Source organism: Acinetobacter nosocomialis, assembly GCF_041021905.1.
In the GTDB taxonomy this organism is placed as follows: domain Bacteria; phylum Pseudomonadota; class Gammaproteobacteria; order Pseudomonadales; family Moraxellaceae; genus Acinetobacter; species Acinetobacter nosocomialis.
In genome coordinates this window covers 3831526-3849267 of the sequence record NZ_CP157432.1, presented here as the reverse complement: position 1 = coordinate 3849267, position 17742 = coordinate 3831526, and the positions used below count along the sequence as shown (strand labels likewise).

17 protein-coding genes are annotated in these 17742 nt (G+C 40.2%); 9 read left to right on the top strand and 8 right to left on the bottom strand.

Translation table 11 applies throughout. The features are described 5' to 3' along the window. Nucleotides 1–39: 39 nt before the first annotated feature. Nucleotides 40–1347, bottom strand: coding sequence for a hypothetical protein (locus ABLC00_RS18015; protein WP_079377159.1), 1308 nt, complete (start codon nt 1345–1347; stop codon nt 40–42). A gap of 59 nt (nt 1348–1406) precedes the next feature. On the opposite strand from ABLC00_RS18015, the gene serB reads away from it, so the two are divergent. From serB to ABLC00_RS18000, 3 genes are all read left to right on the top strand, one after another. Next, entirely contained in the window at nt 1407–2630 is a 1224-nt protein-coding gene (gene serB / locus ABLC00_RS18010) for a phosphoserine phosphatase SerB (RefSeq protein WP_004711408.1), read from the top strand. A 409-nt stretch (nt 2631–3039) separates the two neighbouring features. After that, on the top strand, nt 3040–3375 hold the full coding sequence (gene aciT / locus ABLC00_RS18005; RefSeq protein WP_002054010.1) for a ciprofloxacin tolerance protein AciT: 336 nt from the start codon (nt 3040–3042) through the stop codon (nt 3373–3375). 253 nt (nt 3376–3628) lie between these two features. After that, nucleotides 3629–4108 (top strand): hypothetical protein, encoded by a 480-nt coding sequence (locus tag ABLC00_RS18000; RefSeq protein WP_002053983.1) that lies wholly within the window; start codon nt 3629–3631, stop codon nt 4106–4108. A 38-nt stretch (nt 4109–4146) separates the two neighbouring features. Here ABLC00_RS18000 and dtd read toward each other — a convergent pair whose 3' ends face one another. Beyond that, nucleotides 4147–4590, bottom strand: coding sequence for a D-aminoacyl-tRNA deacylase (gene dtd / locus ABLC00_RS17995; protein WP_001202028.1), 444 nt, complete (start codon nt 4588–4590; stop codon nt 4147–4149). A gap of 168 nt (nt 4591–4758) precedes the next feature. Between dtd and pncB the strand changes: the two genes are divergently transcribed. From pncB to ABLC00_RS17970, 5 genes are all read left to right on the top strand, one after another. Beyond that, nucleotides 4759–5973: a nicotinate phosphoribosyltransferase gene (gene pncB, locus ABLC00_RS17990; RefSeq protein WP_004711411.1), complete on the top strand. Its 1215-nt coding sequence runs from the start codon at nt 4759–4761 to the stop codon at nt 5971–5973. A gap of 150 nt (nt 5974–6123) precedes the next feature. After that, nucleotides 6124–6972 (top strand): sulfurtransferase, encoded by an 849-nt coding sequence (locus tag ABLC00_RS17985; protein ID WP_006582435.1) that lies wholly within the window; start codon nt 6124–6126, stop codon nt 6970–6972. Next, nucleotides 6969–7820 (top strand): archaetidylserine decarboxylase, encoded by an 852-nt coding sequence (gene asd / locus ABLC00_RS17980; protein ID WP_004884964.1) that lies wholly within the window; start codon nt 6969–6971, stop codon nt 7818–7820. The genes ABLC00_RS17985 and asd overlap by 4 nt, the downstream gene beginning before the upstream one ends. Before the next feature lie 136 nt (nt 7821–7956). Further along, nucleotides 7957–8376: a hypothetical protein gene (locus tag ABLC00_RS17975; RefSeq protein WP_004711417.1), complete on the top strand. Its 420-nt coding sequence runs from the start codon at nt 7957–7959 to the stop codon at nt 8374–8376. 42 nt (nt 8377–8418) lie between these two features. Further along, nucleotides 8419–9615, top strand: coding sequence for an alpha/beta fold hydrolase (locus ABLC00_RS17970; protein WP_033846246.1), 1197 nt, complete (start codon nt 8419–8421; stop codon nt 9613–9615). A gap of 67 nt (nt 9616–9682) precedes the next feature. Here ABLC00_RS17970 and phoR read toward each other — a convergent pair whose 3' ends face one another. The 3 genes from phoR to ABLC00_RS17955 form a co-directional block, all read right to left on the bottom strand. Continuing rightward, nucleotides 9683–11041 carry a phosphate regulon sensor histidine kinase PhoR gene (gene phoR / locus ABLC00_RS17965; RefSeq protein WP_002053999.1) on the bottom strand — a complete coding sequence of 453 codons (1359 nt, stop codon included), beginning with the start codon at nt 11039–11041 and terminating at the stop codon, nt 9683–9685. A gap of 9 nt (nt 11042–11050) precedes the next feature. After that, nucleotides 11051–11761 carry a phosphate regulon transcriptional regulator PhoB gene (phoB, locus tag ABLC00_RS17960; protein ID WP_000650776.1) on the bottom strand — a complete coding sequence of 237 codons (711 nt, stop codon included), beginning with the start codon at nt 11759–11761 and terminating at the stop codon, nt 11051–11053. A gap of 255 nt (nt 11762–12016) precedes the next feature. Further along, nucleotides 12017–12688 carry a TetR/AcrR family transcriptional regulator gene (locus tag ABLC00_RS17955; RefSeq protein ID WP_033846244.1) on the bottom strand — a complete coding sequence of 224 codons (672 nt, stop codon included), beginning with the start codon at nt 12686–12688 and terminating at the stop codon, nt 12017–12019. A gap of 196 nt (nt 12689–12884) precedes the next feature. Here ABLC00_RS17955 and ABLC00_RS17950 point away from each other — a divergent pair, with 196 nt between their 5' ends. Continuing rightward, complete coding sequence (locus ABLC00_RS17950) at nt 12885–13718, top strand: SDR family oxidoreductase (RefSeq protein WP_002053911.1); 834 nt, start codon at nt 12885–12887, stop codon at nt 13716–13718. 56 nt (nt 13719–13774) lie between these two features. Here the strand turns inward: ABLC00_RS17950 and ABLC00_RS17945 are convergent, their stop codons facing one another. The 3 genes from ABLC00_RS17945 to ABLC00_RS17935 all read right to left on the bottom strand — a co-directional run bounded on the left by ABLC00_RS17945 (nt 13775) and on the right by ABLC00_RS17935 (nt 17740). Beyond that, a complete protein-coding gene (locus ABLC00_RS17945; protein ID WP_006582440.1) occupies nt 13775–15142 on the bottom strand; it encodes an MATE family efflux transporter in 1368 nt (455 codons plus the stop codon). Between the two features lie 105 nt (nt 15143–15247). Next, nucleotides 15248–16402, bottom strand: a complete 1155-nt coding sequence (locus tag ABLC00_RS17940) for a pyridoxal phosphate-dependent aminotransferase (RefSeq protein ID WP_004884954.1) — start codon at nt 16400–16402, stop codon at nt 15248–15250. Between the two features lie 27 nt (nt 16403–16429). Then, nucleotides 16430–17740 (bottom strand): DUF445 domain-containing protein, encoded by a 1311-nt coding sequence (locus ABLC00_RS17935; protein ID WP_006582441.1) that lies wholly within the window; start codon nt 17738–17740, stop codon nt 16430–16432. Nucleotides 17741–17742 lie beyond the last annotated feature (2 nt).

The window sequence follows — 17742 nt, the reverse complement described above, 5'->3', positions numbered from 1 at the left end:
CCTAGCCAAAAGGCTAGGTTTAAATGCGCACAAAGACTTTTAAGAAGCTGCACTACTTGGGCTATCATTTTGTGGAATTGATTTTTTGCCCATCAAAATTTCAGTTCGAATATTTTGCGCAAGCTCTGCACATTCAGCATTCATGCCGTTAATCATAAATGCATGGCGAGTCATAACATTACTTGGGTTTGGCATAGCAACAAGCTGATAGCTGTCTTGAATCGCTTTAAGCTGATCATTATCAAGATAAAGTGCAGATTCTTTCGCGTGAAGATGTTGTGCTAAACGCTGAGCAGCTTCTTTGGCGTCAATTTGCATTGCTTCTACAGCATGACACACGGCACTACGGGTTTGCAGTGCAAAGCGTTTATCTTCACGGTAACGCTTATATAAAACGTCTGACAGTAATTGGAACACTGTACCTACCATAAGTAGGCACTCTACAGCGTGTGCATGTGAAGTTGAGATTGCGAGTGTTGCGCCTTCGGCATGGAACTCATCTACTACCTCAATATCTGTAGACTTTAAATGATAATGCTTCGTGCATAGCTCAATACTTTTATTTAAAAAGAGCTGACAAAGTTTAAAGTAAGGAACAGAAACAGACTGGTTAACGCTACTTAACAACTGTTTAGGGTCATAAAACTGAATATTAAGTGCCAAGGTATCTTGATCTGGAGACTCAGCGCTTTTTTCTGGTTGTGTACGAACCAGTGGTTTAGCTTTAGCTTGCTGCTGAGCTTGTGCGACCAAGGTCACTGTATTTTGCTTTTCTAGTGCGAGTGCTTGAGTTAACTCTTGAATCTCATGTTTTAAACGATTTTCTTCATTAATACGGGCCAAGTATTCGCTACGGGTTGGACGAGCGATAGCACGGTAAGCAAGCCATAATAAAATATGTAGGAACAGTGAAGCTAAAATCGCAAGCCATTGGGTACGAAGAATTTCCCCAATACTTGGTTGAATAAGCGTAATTTCAATAGAACCGACTTTCTTCTCGTTTTGAAGAGCATCACGAACAAAAATTTCACCTTCGCGAGTTTTTGACATACCGCTTGTTGCCAAAACTTGTTTATTGGCATCAAGAATACGGATAGATGCCACACTTGGATTGGTCGCATAGCGATTGGCAATAAGCGCCAAAGATACCGTATTGGCAGGCTCAAGCTCAGATAAGCTGTCTGCTACGAGTTGACTGGTCATGAGCTGACCTTGACTCGCACGGTTTTCATTGAGCTGGTGTGTCGTTGCAATCACCAATAAAAAGGTATGCAATGCAAAACTAATGATCAGTAGGCTAGCAAATAGCCCTTGTCTAGGCGCAATCAAGTTAAACTTCCAAGGCAATTATATTGAAATTCGATTATGATTCTTACAATAGTTGTCACTCAGACTAGAGTCAATTCATGCGAGAAATCATTCTTATATCCTTTTTAGGACCGGACCAACCAAACCAGTTTACCCGATTAATGCAAGTACTATCCGTACATTCATTGCAAATACTGGATGTAGGTCAGGCCGTTATTCATAATCAACTGACATTGGGCATCGTGGTCGCCTCTGAAAATGAAACTGCGACAGCGTTGGCAATGAAAGAGATTTTGATTTTAGCACATGATATTGGCTTAACAGTGCGCTTTAAACCAATCTCGGGCACAGAATACGATCAATGGGTAAGCGAAGGTGGACGAACCCGTTATATCGTCACTGCTTTAGCGCCTGAACTGACTGCTGCACATTTACAAGCAGTTACACAAATTGTGTCTACACAAGGCTTTAACATTGAAACTGTCACCCGTTTATCGGGCCGTGTAGACCTTGAAAAAGACAGTACCTTGCCTCGTCGTGCCTGTGTTCAGTTTGGTTTAAGCAGTGGTCCAACTTTAGATGCACAAGCGATGCGTGCTGCTTGTTTACTTCTTTCAAGCGAATTAAATATTGATGTTGCTGTTCAAGAAGACAACGCTTATCGACGTAATCGCCGTTTAGTGTGTTTCGATATGGATTCAACTTTAATTGAACAAGAAGTGATTGATGAATTGGCGCTTGAAGCAGGGGTAGGCGCGCAAGTTGCTGAAATTACTGAAAGAGCAATGCAAGGTGAGTTGGACTTCCAACAAAGTTTCCGTGCACGTGTTGCATTATTAAAGGGTCTTGATGCATCTGTTTTACCTAAAATCGCTGAGCGTTTGACCATTACTGAAGGTGCGGAACGCCTTATTTCGACTTTAAAAGCACTTGGATATAAAACGGCAATTTTATCTGGTGGTTTCCAGTATTTTGCTGAATATTTACAAGCTAAATTAGGTATTGATGAAGTTCATGCCAACGTTTTAGATGTACAAGATGGCGTTGTAACAGGTGAAGTAAAAGGTGTAATTGTTGATGGTGCGCGTAAAGCAGAGTTGCTGCGTGAGCTTGCCAACAAACTTGGTATTTCACTAGAACAGGCAATGGCTGTCGGCGATGGCGCAAATGATTTACCGATGCTTGCGATTGCGGGTCTTGGCGTCGCATATCGTGCTAAACCGCTTGTTCGTCAAAATGCCAATCAGGCGATTTCAAGCGTTGGATTAGATGGTGTCTTGTATTTACTCGGTATGCATGACAAAGATTTAAGCCGTGCTTAAATAATACTGAACAATCATTAAGCGCTGCTCAAGAGTAGCGCTTTTTTTATGCAGAATAGTCATAAAAACAAGCAAGTTATGACAAAATGATGCACAGAAAAAAGGCAATAAAAAAAACTGAAAAAAACTTATTTTGAGGCAAAAAAACAGCATAGTTTTTTGTAATGACACGCCAGAATTGACGCCATATAGGAAGTAGAACTTTTTTAAATTTGCAAAAATGTAATGACAAAAGAATGTTGCGACAAAGTATGTCGCTTCGACAAATAACAGGTCTTTTTTTCTAAAAAAAAACATCCATAATGCTTTCTAAGCTTCAACACAAATCATGAATTAAAGTTGTTTTTGGAATGAGGTCTGGTGTTCAGACCGAATGTTTTTAGACGTTTTCATTAAGACGGAGGTTTCTATGGTAACAGCGAATTTTGCCGCTATCGCCGGACTCAGCTTAATTGCTGTCGCGCTTGTTGCTGTGTTCTTTTCTCCTTACCGTCGTTGGCTTGGTTTTATGCTTGCAGGGATGTTTTTTTGGGGGCTATTGGAAGTGGTCCGTTTTGGAGTTCAAGTCACTTTTGAAATGCCAGTCACATATAGTTATTTAACTGCACTAAGTCTAGCGATGGTAATGGTCACATTTATTTTATTACGTGAGGATAAACAGGCACAGAAGGCTTTGGCAAATCGCCAATATATAGAACATACGCCAGTATATGAAGATGATCAGCAGCAATGTTCTAGCCGATAATTAAATTGTTATCTAACGGTAAAAAGGTATGCACAGCATGCCTTTTTTATTTACGAAAACATGATTTTTATTATACAAAGCATTTATTAAAAAATAGCCAGTTATGCTACGATAGGCTGGTCTGTTGACGTTTCATATATAGATTGCGTTGCCAATTAGAATATCATCAGTCGATGCACAAAACAGGCAATGGGGAGCCCTTGCTGAGTTTTGCCCCAAGGTTTTCATAAAAATACAATAGGCGTGAATGTTCATGAAACTTTCTTCTATACCTGTAGTCAAGTTACCACTTGTTGATGTCAGTACAGACCCGTTAGATTTATTGGTAGCAGGTTTGGCACTGCGTATGAAACAGTTGGCACGTACAAGTCCTAAGTTTATTGAGCTAGTGCATGACCGCGCATTCCGCATTCAAATTGGTACTGATTTAGGTGTGGCTCGCCAAATTATTATTAACCATGGCCATATTGATACAGTCGCTGGTTCACCTGAAAAAGCTGACTTTATTTTGCAGTTTGCAGATAGTGAACAAGGTGTAAAAACCTTACTCAAAGGCGACCCAACTGCATTTATGACGGGTATGCAAGAGGGTAGTATCAAAATGGAAGGCGATTTCAGCCTACTTGTTTGGTTTAACCAGGCAGCTAAATTGATTCCACCAAAATTACCTAAACCAGTAAAAGATAAAGTACGTCAGGCGCGTGCCTTTATTAAAGAAAAGACTGGTCGTTAGGACCTAAAAAAAACTCCCGATCGGGAGTTTTTTTATATCTATGCTTCAACTTCTAAATTGAAAGTAACTGGTCCATCATTAATGAGGTGTACTTTCATATCAGCAGCAAAAATACCTGTTTGAACATTTTCAAACTGTGAACGGGTATATTCAACCAACTGTTCATAAAGTGCTTTTGCGTCGCTCGGTGGCATGGCTGGACCAAAGTCTGGACGTAAGCCTTTTTGGGTTTGTGCCATGAGCGTGAACTGAGATACAAGCAGGACTCCGCCATTTGCTTGAGATACATTCCAGCCCATTTTGCCTTGCTCATCATCAAAAATACGATATTTCAAAATTTTATCGATAAGCTTCTGACCTATGGCTAAAGTATCGTCTCGGCCAATTCCTAAAAAAACCAATAAGCCATTCTGGATTTCACCGGTCGTTTCACCGTCTACCACGACTTTAGCTTCAAGAACTCGTTGTATTAAAGCGCGCATTGTTAGAGAGAGTTTCTGCAATTATTTGAATTGATGCAGTTTAGCAGAAATTAATTTAAATGATTTTTAAAAGGAAATTTCATGGAGTTGCAACAATGGTATAAAAGCTCATAATTCATCTATAAAAATATGCTTTAATGCTAAGAAGCAAGCGAATAATCATTGACTATGTCTCCAATTATCCATTCTTTACTTGATACAGACTTGTACAAATTTACGATGCTACAAGTGGTTTTGCATAAATTCCCGCAAACACATAGTGTCTACCATTTTCGTTGCAGAAATTTAGAAGATACTGTTTATCCATTAGTGGATATTTTGGATGACTTAAACGAGCAACTCGACCATTTATGTAATCTCAAATATAAAGAAGACGAACTACAATATTTAAGAAAATTACGTTTTATTAAAAGCGACTTTGTCGATTATTTAGAATTATTCCAACTTAAACGACGTTTTATTCAGGCCAGTATTGATAATGAAGGTCGACTAGATATTCGGATTGAAGGGCCAATGGTTCAGGCCATGATGTTCGAGATTTTTGTCCTAGCGATTGTAAATGAATTATATTTTAGCCGCATTAAAACAGACGAAGTTTGGGCGGAAGGCGAACGACGTTTACAAGCAAAGCTTGAATTGATTCAGCAGTACGAAAAATCTCAACAGCCGAATGACCCTCCATTTTTAGTTTCTGATTTTGGTACACGCCGTCGCTATAGTTTTGAATGGCAAAAACATGTAGTTGCTGCATTTCATAAAACTGTGCCAAATGTATTCCGTGGAACAAGTAATGTTTTGCTGGCTAAAGAATTAAATATCACGCCAATTGGAACCATGGCACATGAATTCTTGCAGGCGTTTCAGGCGCTTGATGTCCGTTTACGTGATTTTCAAAAAGCTGCTTTAGAAACATGGGTTCAAGAATATCGTGGAGACTTGGGAATCGCTTTGACCGACGTTGTTGGTATGGACGCTTTCTTAAGAGATTTTGACCTGTATTTTGCCAAACTATTTGATGGCTTACGTCATGACAGTGGTGATCCATATGAATGGGGTGATAAGGCTTATGCGCACTACCGTAAATTAAAAATTGACACCAAAACCAAAATGTTGACCTTTAGTGATGGCCTTAATTTGCCAAAGGCTTGGGAGCTACATCAATATTTCAAAGACCGTTTTCAGGTGAGTTTCGGTATTGGTACTAATTTGACCAATGACATGGGCCAAACACCGCTCAATATTGTATTGAAACTGGTTGAGTGTAATGGTCAGTCGGTTGCCAAAATTTCGGATAGCCCTGGCAAAACTATGACTGATAACGATACGTTCTTGGCTTATTTGCGTCAGGTTTTCCAAATTGAAGAACTTGATGAAGCTGTTTAATCACAATGTAGTCTGACAGTTTGGCAGCTACTTAACGCTTGTGAATGTTTATATCTGATTTTCTGCTAAACGGTAGCAGAAAATCAGAGTTTGATAGATATAAGCTTATGCTAAGATGAAATTAAGCTGGTATAAAAAGTAACCATGACGATGACACTCCCTGATTTTAAACTCGATTTATTAATAGAAGCAGAAGAGTTAGTGCCTTATTTAGGCAATGAATATATCCGTATTGTAGATTTGAGTCGTGCATCAGTTTATGAGCAGCTCCATATTTCACATGCAATTCATTTACAGCCTAAATGGTTGGTCGCTCAGCATGAAGAAGCCACTGGTATTTTGCCAGATGAAGCAGGTCTACAAGCCCTCATTGAAAAATTGAATATTTCACCAAATCACCATGTAGTGGTCTACGATGATGAAGGTGGAGCATGGGCAGGACGTTTAATCTGGAATTTGCATTGCTTAGGATTTACACGTACGAGTTTAATTAATGGCGGTATTCATGCATGGCTTGGGGCAGGTTTACCGACTACAGCTGAGGTTGAAGAACTGCCTCGAGTTGATGATTTAATCCAGATTGATTTATCACATGCTGCACAGTTCCGAGTGAACTATGAAGAATTACGTAAACAGGTTGAACAAGAAAGCATTCAATTGTGGGATTGCAGAACGATTGATGAGTACAGCGGTGTTCGTTTAGCAGCGCGACGCGGTGGTCACATCCCAAATGCACTCCATTTTGAATGGAGTACTGCACTTAATCGACAAAATCATCTAAAATTGCATCCGCTTGAACGCACGCGGCAGCGTCTTGAACAACTTGGGTTCGATTTAAAACAACCTGTAGTCGTATACTGCCAGTCACATCACCGTTCTGGTTTGGCCTATATTTTGGCTAGACTTTTAGGTTGGGAAGCAAAAGCCTATGATGGTGCGTGGAGTGAATGGGGCAATCGCCTCGATAGTCCTATCATTACTGGAGAATCGCCGTCTTGAGTTTTACATCTCGCTTAAAAAAAGAATTATTTATTAAGGCACAAAACCTTGTTCCTCAGCATCAGTTAAGCCGTGTAGTGGGTAAAGTTGCTGCAAGTGAAAATCCAGTATTAAAAGCTGCGGTTATTCATGCATTTAAAACCAAATACGGCATTGACTTGTCGATTGCAGAGCAAGGCAATGCACTCAAATATAAATCTTTTAATGATTTCTTTACTCGTGCATTGAAAGATGGCGTACGACTGGTTGATGAAAACCCAGATAGTATTGTTTCACCAGCAGATGGCGCAATTTCTCAAATTGGTAAAATTACTGCTGGCGAAGTTTTTCAGGCAAAAGGCCAAAGTTTCTCTGTAGAAAAATTAATTGGTGACCCACAACTTGCTCAACCTTTCCAAGAAGGTGAGTTTGCAACGGTTTATTTGTCTCCACGCGATTATCACCGTGTTCATATGCCATTTTCAGGCACATTAACTGAAACTTTATATGTACCGGGTGAGTTATTTTCAGTAAATCAGGTGACTGCTGAAAATGTACCGGGTTTATTTGCCCGTAATGAGCGTATGGTTTGCTTGTTTGATACTGAACTTGGTCGTATGGCTGTTGTTTTAGTCGGCGCTATGATTGTTGCAGGTATTGAAACTGTGGCAACAGGTAAAGTAAAACCATCGGGTCGTATCGAATTACAGCATCATCAGTTGAAGCTAGAGAAAGGTGCGGAGCTTGGTCGTTTTTATTTAGGTTCTACTGCTATTATTTTATTTGAAAAAGATAAAATCGAGTGGGAAAAACGTTTTAAAGCCGAGTCAGTTGTTGTCATGGGCGAACGTATGGGCCACACGATTTAACTCATAAATAATAAAAAAAAGAGAGCATCTGCTCTCTTTTTTTATTCACATTTTTATAATTAACTATATTTTTAAATATAATGTTTATCAGTAAATAAATTTTCAACTCATTATAAATACTTACTAAGAGAATAAAATGTCCCCAACTCCTATCATTAGCCTATATTTTGCTTCGGTTTTGACTTTTGTGGCCGCGTTACTTCATTTTATTTGTGTGTTTTGGGGAGCAAATGGTTTTCGGTTTTTAGGGGCTGGGAAAAGTATTGTTCAGATGGTCGAAAAAGGGCATTGGTACCCGAATTTTATGGCTATAGCTGTAGGTTTTATTCTTTGTATTTTTTCTTTTTACGCTTTTTGCGCAGCAACTCGTTTTATGAATTTACCATTTGAAAAAATGATTATTTCTCTAGTTGCCATTCCATTTATTTTGCGTGGTTTGGCATTTCCATGGTTAAAGGCTAGATTTAGTGGAAATAGTGATCTATTTTGGTATGTGAGTTCTTTCATTTGCCTCTTGTTGGGTTCGTTATATGCAATAGGGGCATATTTTTTATAAGTTCAATTTGAAATGATGATTAGAAAGTAGAGGAGTAATCCCTTGATTAAAAAAAGTAATTCTTTATTAAAATTTTTATTGAGCAGTATTTGTTTGGCATCCGGTTCTGCTATGGCTACTCCAATGACAGATTTGAGTAAGCAAATAGTGAGTGAAAAACCGGGTTCTATACTGTCCATCGAACAACAAGATGTGACGAGTTTATTTCCTCATGCAGATCAACGTTTGCTGGTCAATTATCGTAGTCGAGGTGTGAATGGTGAACCTATCGTTGCCTCAGCATTTATTTTATTACCAAAAGGAACGCCTCCAAAAAATGGCTGGCCTATACTGGCTTGGGCGCATGGCACGACCGGAGTTGCTGACACCTGTGCACCTTCTGGTGACTATGTAGGTGGCCCTGTTCATTCTTATCAAGAAGTTGCTTCCAAAGCTTTAGATTCTTGGCTTGCACGCGGCTATGCGGTCGTTGCACCCGATTATCAGGGATTAGGTACGCTAGGTGCACATCCTTATATGAATGCCAAGAGCCAACTGCACACGGTGGTAGATGCCGTACGAGCGTTACATGCATTTAAGCCAAAAGATTTTAATAAACAGTGGCTAGTGATGGGCCATAGCCAAGGCGGAGCTGCTGCTATTGCCGTGGCGGCTTATGGGCAAAAAGATGCACCTGAACTAGATTTAAAAGGAGCGATTGCGCTTGCGCCAGGTGGCTATCAATATGAAGGCATTGCAGAGTATGTAAAAACTAATCCAAACCCAGAACCTAGCGTGGCAGCTTTCTTCCCGATTGTGTTATTGGGAGCGCAAGCAGCAGAACCAAGTATTGTCCCTGAAAATTTAGTTAGTCCCGAAATGAACACTGTGCTAACGCAAGCACGTAGCCGCTGTTTATCTGAACTTCAATCTGACTTGAAGAAATCACCTTCGAGCATATTTAAAGCTAATGCAGATTTAAGACCTCTTTTGACTTATCTGAAGCAGCAGTCCATTGAAAATATGGTGCCTACCGTACCATTAATGATCGTACAAGGTTCTAAAGATCATTTGGTTGACCCGAGAGGGACATATGCTTATTACCAACAGCTATGCAAATCAAAAAAGCCAACTATTTATCAAACAATTGATGGGGGAGATCATCGCGATGCACTGCGTCAGAGTAGTACTTTTGCCACCAACTTTTTAAATATTATAGAAAAAAATCAGACTAAATCTTATTGCTCTAATTTTAAATAAATAGTTTGAAATGTGACAAAAAAGCCGACTTTTCAAGAGTCGGCTTTTTATATGTGAGAAGGCAACTTTAGGTCATGTTATATAGTCTTTCTTTTGGAAAAACTGCGGTAAAGGTTGACCCTTCATTTTCTTTAGATTGCACGTCTAAATAAGCACCATGCTGCATAAGTACGTGTTTTACAATCGCAAGGCCTAAACCTGTTCCACCTGTTTGGCGACTACGGTCACTGTCTACGCGATAAAAGCGTTCGGTCAGACGCGGTAAATGTTTCGGGTTAATCCCGATACCGGTATCTTGTACGCTAAAGTAAGCATGTTCACCGTCATCATGCCAGCCAATGGTAATGGTTCCACCTTTGGGTGTGTATTTAATGGCATTGGTAATTAAATTACTAAATGCGCTGGCAATTTCCATGTCGGAACCAATCAGGTCACAGTGGCTATCAATATGCAAATTGAGTGTGTGGCCATAATCGGCATTGTAGGCCTGAGCATCATCAAACAGTTGATTCATTAAGCTCGGCATTTCAATAATCTGATTTTTTGCAATTTTTTTGTTGTTTTCTAAATTTGATAACAGCAATAAATCATTCACTAACGCATTCATACGTTTTGTTTGTGATTGCATTTGGTCAAATGCACGTTTCCAGCGTGGGCTAATATCTTCTTGGTCGGTAAATGTTTCGATATAGCCGCTCAGTACAGTTAAGGGGGTGCGAAGCTCATGCGAAATATTATCGACGAAGTCTTTACGCATTTGCTCAAGGTTGTGCATACGCGTTACGTCGTAAGCTACAAGTAAGCGACTTTCTCCACCGAACCGTGTGAGCTTAACCTGTACATAACGGTCATCATCAAGATTAGAATGGAGTTTAATCCCATCGGGCGCTTGATCAATATTGTTAAAATATTCAATAAAAGTAGGCTGACGCAAAATAGTTAATAAGTTGCGACCACGGTCAAGTGGACTAATTCCCAGTAAACGCTCTGCGGCTGGGTTCCACCATTCGATTTGATGTTGATCATCAATTAAAACAACTGCCTCAGCTAGGGCAACTAAAGAAGATTGGGCACGGTCAATTAGCCCAACCATTTCGGCCTGAACAATTCGTTCCTGACGCTGAGCACGATACACATTAAATAATAATGCCCCCCAAATACCACTTAGGTTGGGAGGAACATCGTAAGGATTGTTGGCAATCCAGTCATTCACCAAATATAAAGAACGTAACTGGAGCGCAAAAAACACCACGAAGGCGATAAAAATACAGCTCCAGAAATACCCAACCCCTAAACCGACTAAACCTGCAATAATCAGGAAAAATAATAAAAGTCGTAAATCTTGTTTAGCAAACGTCCACAAACTACTGTAACGGGAAAGCTTTTGTTCACGTACCTGTTCAGGGACGGGGTAAGGTTCATACATAAATTTTGGTTAACCTGCGGCTAAATCTGCACGTGTAGAGAAACGATAACCTGTACCACGTACGGTTTGAACAAATCGGTCAACACCAAAAGGTTCTAACACTTTACGCAAACGACGGATATGTACATCGATGGTACGGTCTTCGATGTATACATTACCGCCCCACACCTGATCGAGCAACTGGGCACGTGTATATGCACGTTCTGGATGGGTCATAAAAAATGCAAGCAAGCGATATTCTGTTGGCCCCATATCTAAAATGCTGTTACCAAAGCTCACGCGTTGGCTTACAGGATCAAGAATTAAACCATTGGCATCAATGGTTTTTTCACCGCTTAGCGCATTTGCACGGCGTAAAACAGCTTTAATACGAGAAACCAGTTCACGTGTTGAAAATGGCTTAGTCATATAATCGTCTGCACCGGCATCTAGACCTTGTACTTTGTGGTCTTCCTCACCGCGCGCAGTCAGCATAATGACTGGAATTTCTGCTAGGTTTTCATCGCGTTTTAAGCGGCGGCATAAATCCACACCACTTACGCCTCCAGGTAACATCCAATCAAGCAAGATAAGTGCTGGACGTTGGTCGACGATAATTTGATGGGCCTGTTTGGCATCTTCAGCCTGTAAACATTGAAAGCCTGCCATATCCAAAGAAGTATGGATCATTTCACGAATAGGAAGCTCATCATCGACAATTAAAATATAGTCATCTTTCACAGCGTAATACCTTGTAGATTTTAACGGTGAACCGTTTTGTAGTTATGACAGGCTTATTACAAAGATTAATTATGACAATTTCATTGCAGAAAAGTCTATAAAATCGAATTTAGCAATAATTTGTGACAAAAATACGGCAAGCACATGACCGAATGATGACAGGGATGCATAAATTTTCTTAAAGCCATTCAATATGTTAACAGTTTGCTTCCAGCTAGGTTTTTAGCCTTAAAGCAGTGTCAAAAAACTTTAATATTATTTTGAAACTTGTGCCAACAAAGACAAGAAAACAATACGGCAGGCTGTTAAAACTTGTTCAAGAGACTGCTCAAAGCCACCCATGACCCATCGAATCGCAATTTGAGTCACATATCCGTTTAAGCCCGTTGCAATTAAAGAGAGCTCATTTTCCTTGTGCTGTATTTGCGGCATGGTCAGCATAACGAACGCTTGAATCATACGGTCAAACTGGGCAAGGGTTTCCTGAATGGTGGCCTGATTATGTAATTCCTGAACCAGAACTGCATCAACGTAGACGATACGAGCTAAACGAGGGTCATCTTTTAAGGTTGTCAGAAGCGCTCTTAACCCTGCATCGACCATTTTTTCTGGATCTGGTGCAGCCTTAATCACAGCTTGCATTAAGTTTTGCTGTAATTCTTCAATCATTTTTAAAAAGATAGTTTGGAATAAATCCTCACTCTTTTTAAATGATTCATAAAAATAACGTTCAGTGAGTTTTGCTTCTTGGCAGACATCTTTTACCGTCACTGAAAAAAAGCCAAGGGTTCCATAAGTCGCAATACCGGCTTCAATGAGTTTTTCGCGGCGTACCTCTTTACGCTCAGAAAGAGATAATCCTTTGAACTGGCGTTCTTTACCCGCAGTTTTTGTTTTCTTTTTATTGGTTGAGTCGTTTGTCGCCATAAATAAATGGTTTCCTGATTTTTCGGTTTTTCAGCAAGTATGAGGCTTATGATAAAGCCGTCAGCAGAATTGTGCCAATCTATCTGAAATTACAGTGTACTATATTGACAATGAATATTGTCAAAATTATATTAAAAGAGTCTAAAGTGCACATGCAATGAACCAGTTGTGCAAATCGAAAAACAAAGGATGGACAATGAAAAATTTTAAAAACAAAGTCGCTGCAATCACGGGTGCAGGTTCTGGCATTGGGCAACAATTAGCAATTCTCTTAGCGAAACAAGGCTGCCATCTTTCATTAAGTGATATTAATGAAAAGGGTTTAGAGAAAACTGTTGAGCTATTAAAACCGTACAGTAATATTACTGTAACAACTAAAAAGTTGGATGTTTCTGATCGTGAAGCGGTAAAGCAGTGGGCACAGGAAACCGTTCAAGATCATGGCTCTGTTAATCTCATTTTTAACAATGCTGGTGTCGCTTTAGGTTCAACTGTAGAAGGCGCAAGCTACGAAGATTTAGAATGGATTGTTGGAATTAATTTTTGGGGCGTGGTTTACGGTACCAAAGAATTTTTACCGTTCATTAAGCAAACTCAAGATGGGCACATTATTAACATTTCGAGCTTATTTGGTTTAACAGCTCAGCCAACTCAGTCTGGCTATAATGCAACCAAATTTGCGGTGCGTGGATTTACCGAATCGTTACGCCAAGAGTTAGATATTGAAAAATGTGGCGTAAGTTCGCTATGTGTACATCCTGGCGGCATTCGCACCAATATTGCTAAAGCTGCAAAAATGAATGACAGTTTGAGTAGTTTGGGTATGGACCCAGCTAAATCTATTCAAAACTTTGATAAATTCCTACGTACCCCACCAGAAGAAGCAGCTCGTCAAATTCTAGATGCCGTTTTGAAAAATAAACGTCGTTTATTGATTGGTAGTGATGCAAAATTTCTTGATGCACTTCAGCGTTTGTTCCCAACTGGATATCAACGTGCTTCAACCGTTGTAACCAAATGGATGAAATAAGATTTAAATTAAAAAAGCCATCAATTGATGGCTTTTTTTATAAGGCTTAAGCTGTTTTAAATAAGAACTTTGATCTTCTTTTTCTTCCATATAAACTGGTAATACAAGCCTTGAACGATACAAAGGCTCACAAATGCCAAGGCATAAGCAATCCAGATCCCTTTAAGCCCCCACATGGAGCTAAACCAGTAAGCGCATGGGATTTCAATCAACAAAATAGCCGAGATATTTAACAGCATTGGGACGGTAACTGTACCGCTGGCCCGCATGATTGATGCAAAAATAGCACCTGCACCAAAAAATAAAATTGCCCAAAGTACAATAAATAAGAGCTGCTGTCCTAATACCACCACAGTTGGGTCGGTAATGAATAAGGCCATCAAATATTTTGAAAATAGATAGCCAAGTGCAATTAACACACCTGTGAATAAAAAGTTCATGCCTAAAGCTGTGCGGGTAACACGTGCGAGTAAGTCTGACTTACCTGCACCAATTGCTTGAGCTGCAAAAATTGAAGCTGCAATTGAGATAGACAAAGCAGGGAACTGAATATAGTTGAGTACTTGGTTGACGGCACCATAGGCAGCTGTGGCATGAGCGCCAAAGCGGTTAACCAAACCTACAATCACGAGTCCCGCCATAGAGGTGGTAATCATTTGAATACCAGTTGGCACACCCAGACGTAAAATGATCTTGCTCAGTTCTGGGTTGTGGCGGATATGCTGCAAAAGCTGGCGGTTCGGTCGAAGTGGGTGCTTTTTCTTATTTAGATAAATCGCAAGAAAAATTAAAATCGCAATATAACTAATAATTGATGCTATAGCGGGTGCAATAATCCCTAGAGCAGGGAAGCCAAAATAACCTTTAAGCAAAATTGGGGTAATAATCACACCGATTACACTGGTTAAAGCCAGTGCCAGTAAGGGCGTGGTGCTGTCACCTACACCACGTAAAATTGAGGTATAGATAATATAAACAAATAAAAGTGGACTACCTGCGAGCATCCATCGCACATAAGGTAAAGCAAGATGCATCACCTTGGGGTCAGTACCTAAAAGCTCTAAAATATCATGGGCGAAGAATGCCCCAATAATCGCGGTAATGACTCCCCCAATGATGGTCATAAAAAGAGTAGAACCCACCACACTTTGAACTTTTTCTATATCCTGCGCGCCCCATGCCTGTCCAACTAAAACAGTAGTACCAGTTGAAACTCCAATAATAAAGGCAAGTAGTAAAAACAAAATGGGGAAATATACAGAGACTGCGGCAATTGCATCGACACCCATCATTTGTCCAACAAAGATGGTATTAATGGTGCCAGATAAATTTTGCAAGATATTGGTAGCAATGAGCGGCAATAAGAAAACAAAAAATGTTTTCCATAGATTTTGCTGATGTATTAAAGATTGTCTTGGTGGCATGTGTTCTCCATCGCCCATCTCTTTGATGAGCGGGGCGGACATTCAACTTAGCATATTTAGTTGAAATTTCTTGTAGTGTTTTACTATGCTAAGTTTCTAAATTTATTAACATTCATTCAAGATTTCTCCTGCTTTTTGCAATGTTTCATCATTTTTAGCAAAGCAGAAACGAATCAGGCGTAAAGACTCAGGTGCTTGTTGGTAAAACACTGAAACAGGAATAGCCACAATTTTATGTTGCTCGGCAAGAAACTGGCACATTTCAACATCGTTTAAGTCGGGTCTAATCTGACTGTAATCAAGGTTTTGGAAATAAGTCCCTTGAGATGGTTTAAATAAAAAACGACTATTGTGAATTGCCTGATTAAAACGATCTCGTTTAGTCTGATAAAACTGTGAAAGTTCCTGAATATGTTCTGGATGTTGCTGCATATATTGCGCAAGCGCAATCTGACAAGGCGTCGTACCACAGAAATTTGCATATTGATAAATTTGCCGGAATAGACGCATTAATTCAGGTGCAGCAACACAGTAACCGGTTTTCCAGCCTGTCACATGAAAGGTTTTTCCAAAAGAGCCAATCACAAAACTACGTTCTCTAAGCTCTGGAAAATGCAACGCGCTAAAGTGCTGTTGACCATCAAAAACTAAGTGTTCATAGACTTCGTCGGATAAAACCAAAATATTTTTATCTTGAATCAGTTCAATAAGTTCTAACCAGTCCTGTTTTTCCCAAATGGTGCCAGTTGGATTGTGGGGTGTATTCACCACAATCATACGGGTTTTATCGTTAATCAAATCTTTAACTTGTTGCCAGTTCACTTTAAAGTCAGGTGCTTGTAGAGCAATACGAACAGCTTTACCGCCTGCTAACTCGACAGAAGGTCCATAGCTGTCATAACTCGGATCAAAAATAATGACTTCATCACCTGCATTGATGCAGGCTTGTATGGCACAGAAAATTGCTATGGTCGCGCCAGGGGTGATTGTGATTTCTGTGATAGGGTCAAGTTGAATTTGATCACGCTGCTGAAACTGTAAAGCGAGCTGTTCACGTAGCGCGAGAATGCCATCACCAGGTGGGTACTGGTTATGTCCAGCCAAAGTTGCCTGAGCTAAAGCTTCGAGCAAAGCAGGGGGTGCAGGAAAATCCGGGAAACCTTGTGAAAGGTTAAGTGCACCTAAGCGCTGTGCCATTGCCGTCATGGTACTAAAAATAGTGACCCCTTGTGCGGGCAATTTTGACTGAAGCTGTAGCATGTTATTCTCTTAAGATAATTATTAACGTTATAAAATCGATTCAATCGCTGCGCGAATTACACCTAGAGTTAAACCGATAAATGCACCGACCACAACACCGTTGACACGAATCATGTGTAAGTCGCCACCGACTTCGTTTTCAATTTTTCCAATCATTTCACGTGAGTCCCATTCATGAATGCGCTCACTCACATAGCGTATGATTTTATGGCTATATTGGTCCGTAAAGTTCATGGCAAGTCCTGTCATTTCTTTGTTGAGAACTTCACGAACTTTTACATTTTGGACAAGGTTTTCACCCAACTGCTGAATGGCAGCTCTGAGGTTCATTGCAATACCAGAGTCTTCTTTCATTAAATCTTCTTTAATGGCATCACACAAAATAGTCACAGCACCACTAATGAAATTTAGAACTTGAGGGCTATCTAATAGCGCATCTTTACCGCTATTTAAGCGTTGACTGGCAACACTATCAGGATTTGCTAGCTCCAGCATAAGCGAGTGAGCAATAGTTTCAATTTCCTGTCGCCATGGGTGCTCGTGGTCGGCCAACATGGATTCTACTTTTTCAACCAGTGAATCGATGGTGCGCTGCTGAACATCAATACCAATCCAGCTTGCACCTTTTGCAAGTGACCAGACGCCTAATGCTTTGAACATTTTTCGGGTTAATTCACGAGTTTTATCTGGGTTTTGTACCACCCACTCATGCGCGATATCGAGACCACGCTGCAATACATCTTGGTGGAAATCATTCTCCAATACTGCACGCAGCATTTCACTCGCAAGTTTATTGACTTGAGTGTTACGCACCCATTGCACACTGTTGTTTTGCACGAAATTGGCAATTTGTTCTTGGCTCACAAATTCAAAAACTTTAGGTACAGTTTGCTGAATAAGCTGTACCACTTGCGTATTGTTTTGTGGGCTTGCTAGCCATTGACCAATGGCAAGGCTTAGGTCAGTTTTTTCTAAGCTTCGTTCGACCACCTGAGGCGACAGGAAGTTTTCCTGCACAAAGCGGCCCATTGACTCTGCAATACGGGCCTTATTGCGCGGAATAATTTCGGTATGATCCCGCAAAAATTTAGGGATGGGAAGCTTGCCAAATGGGTTTCGAAACAGAACGGTAATCGCATACCAATCGGCTAGTCCACCCACTACACCAGCTTCCGCACCTAGCATTAAAATATGAATTAAGTCTGTGTACTCTGGCAGAAAGCGATTGGCGATCAATAACCCAATCCACAGCACCACCACAATAATAAGTGCCATCGTAGCGAAATATTTGCTGCGCTTCAGATTGGGTGCATGGTGTACTTCTTCTGCCATATTCATAC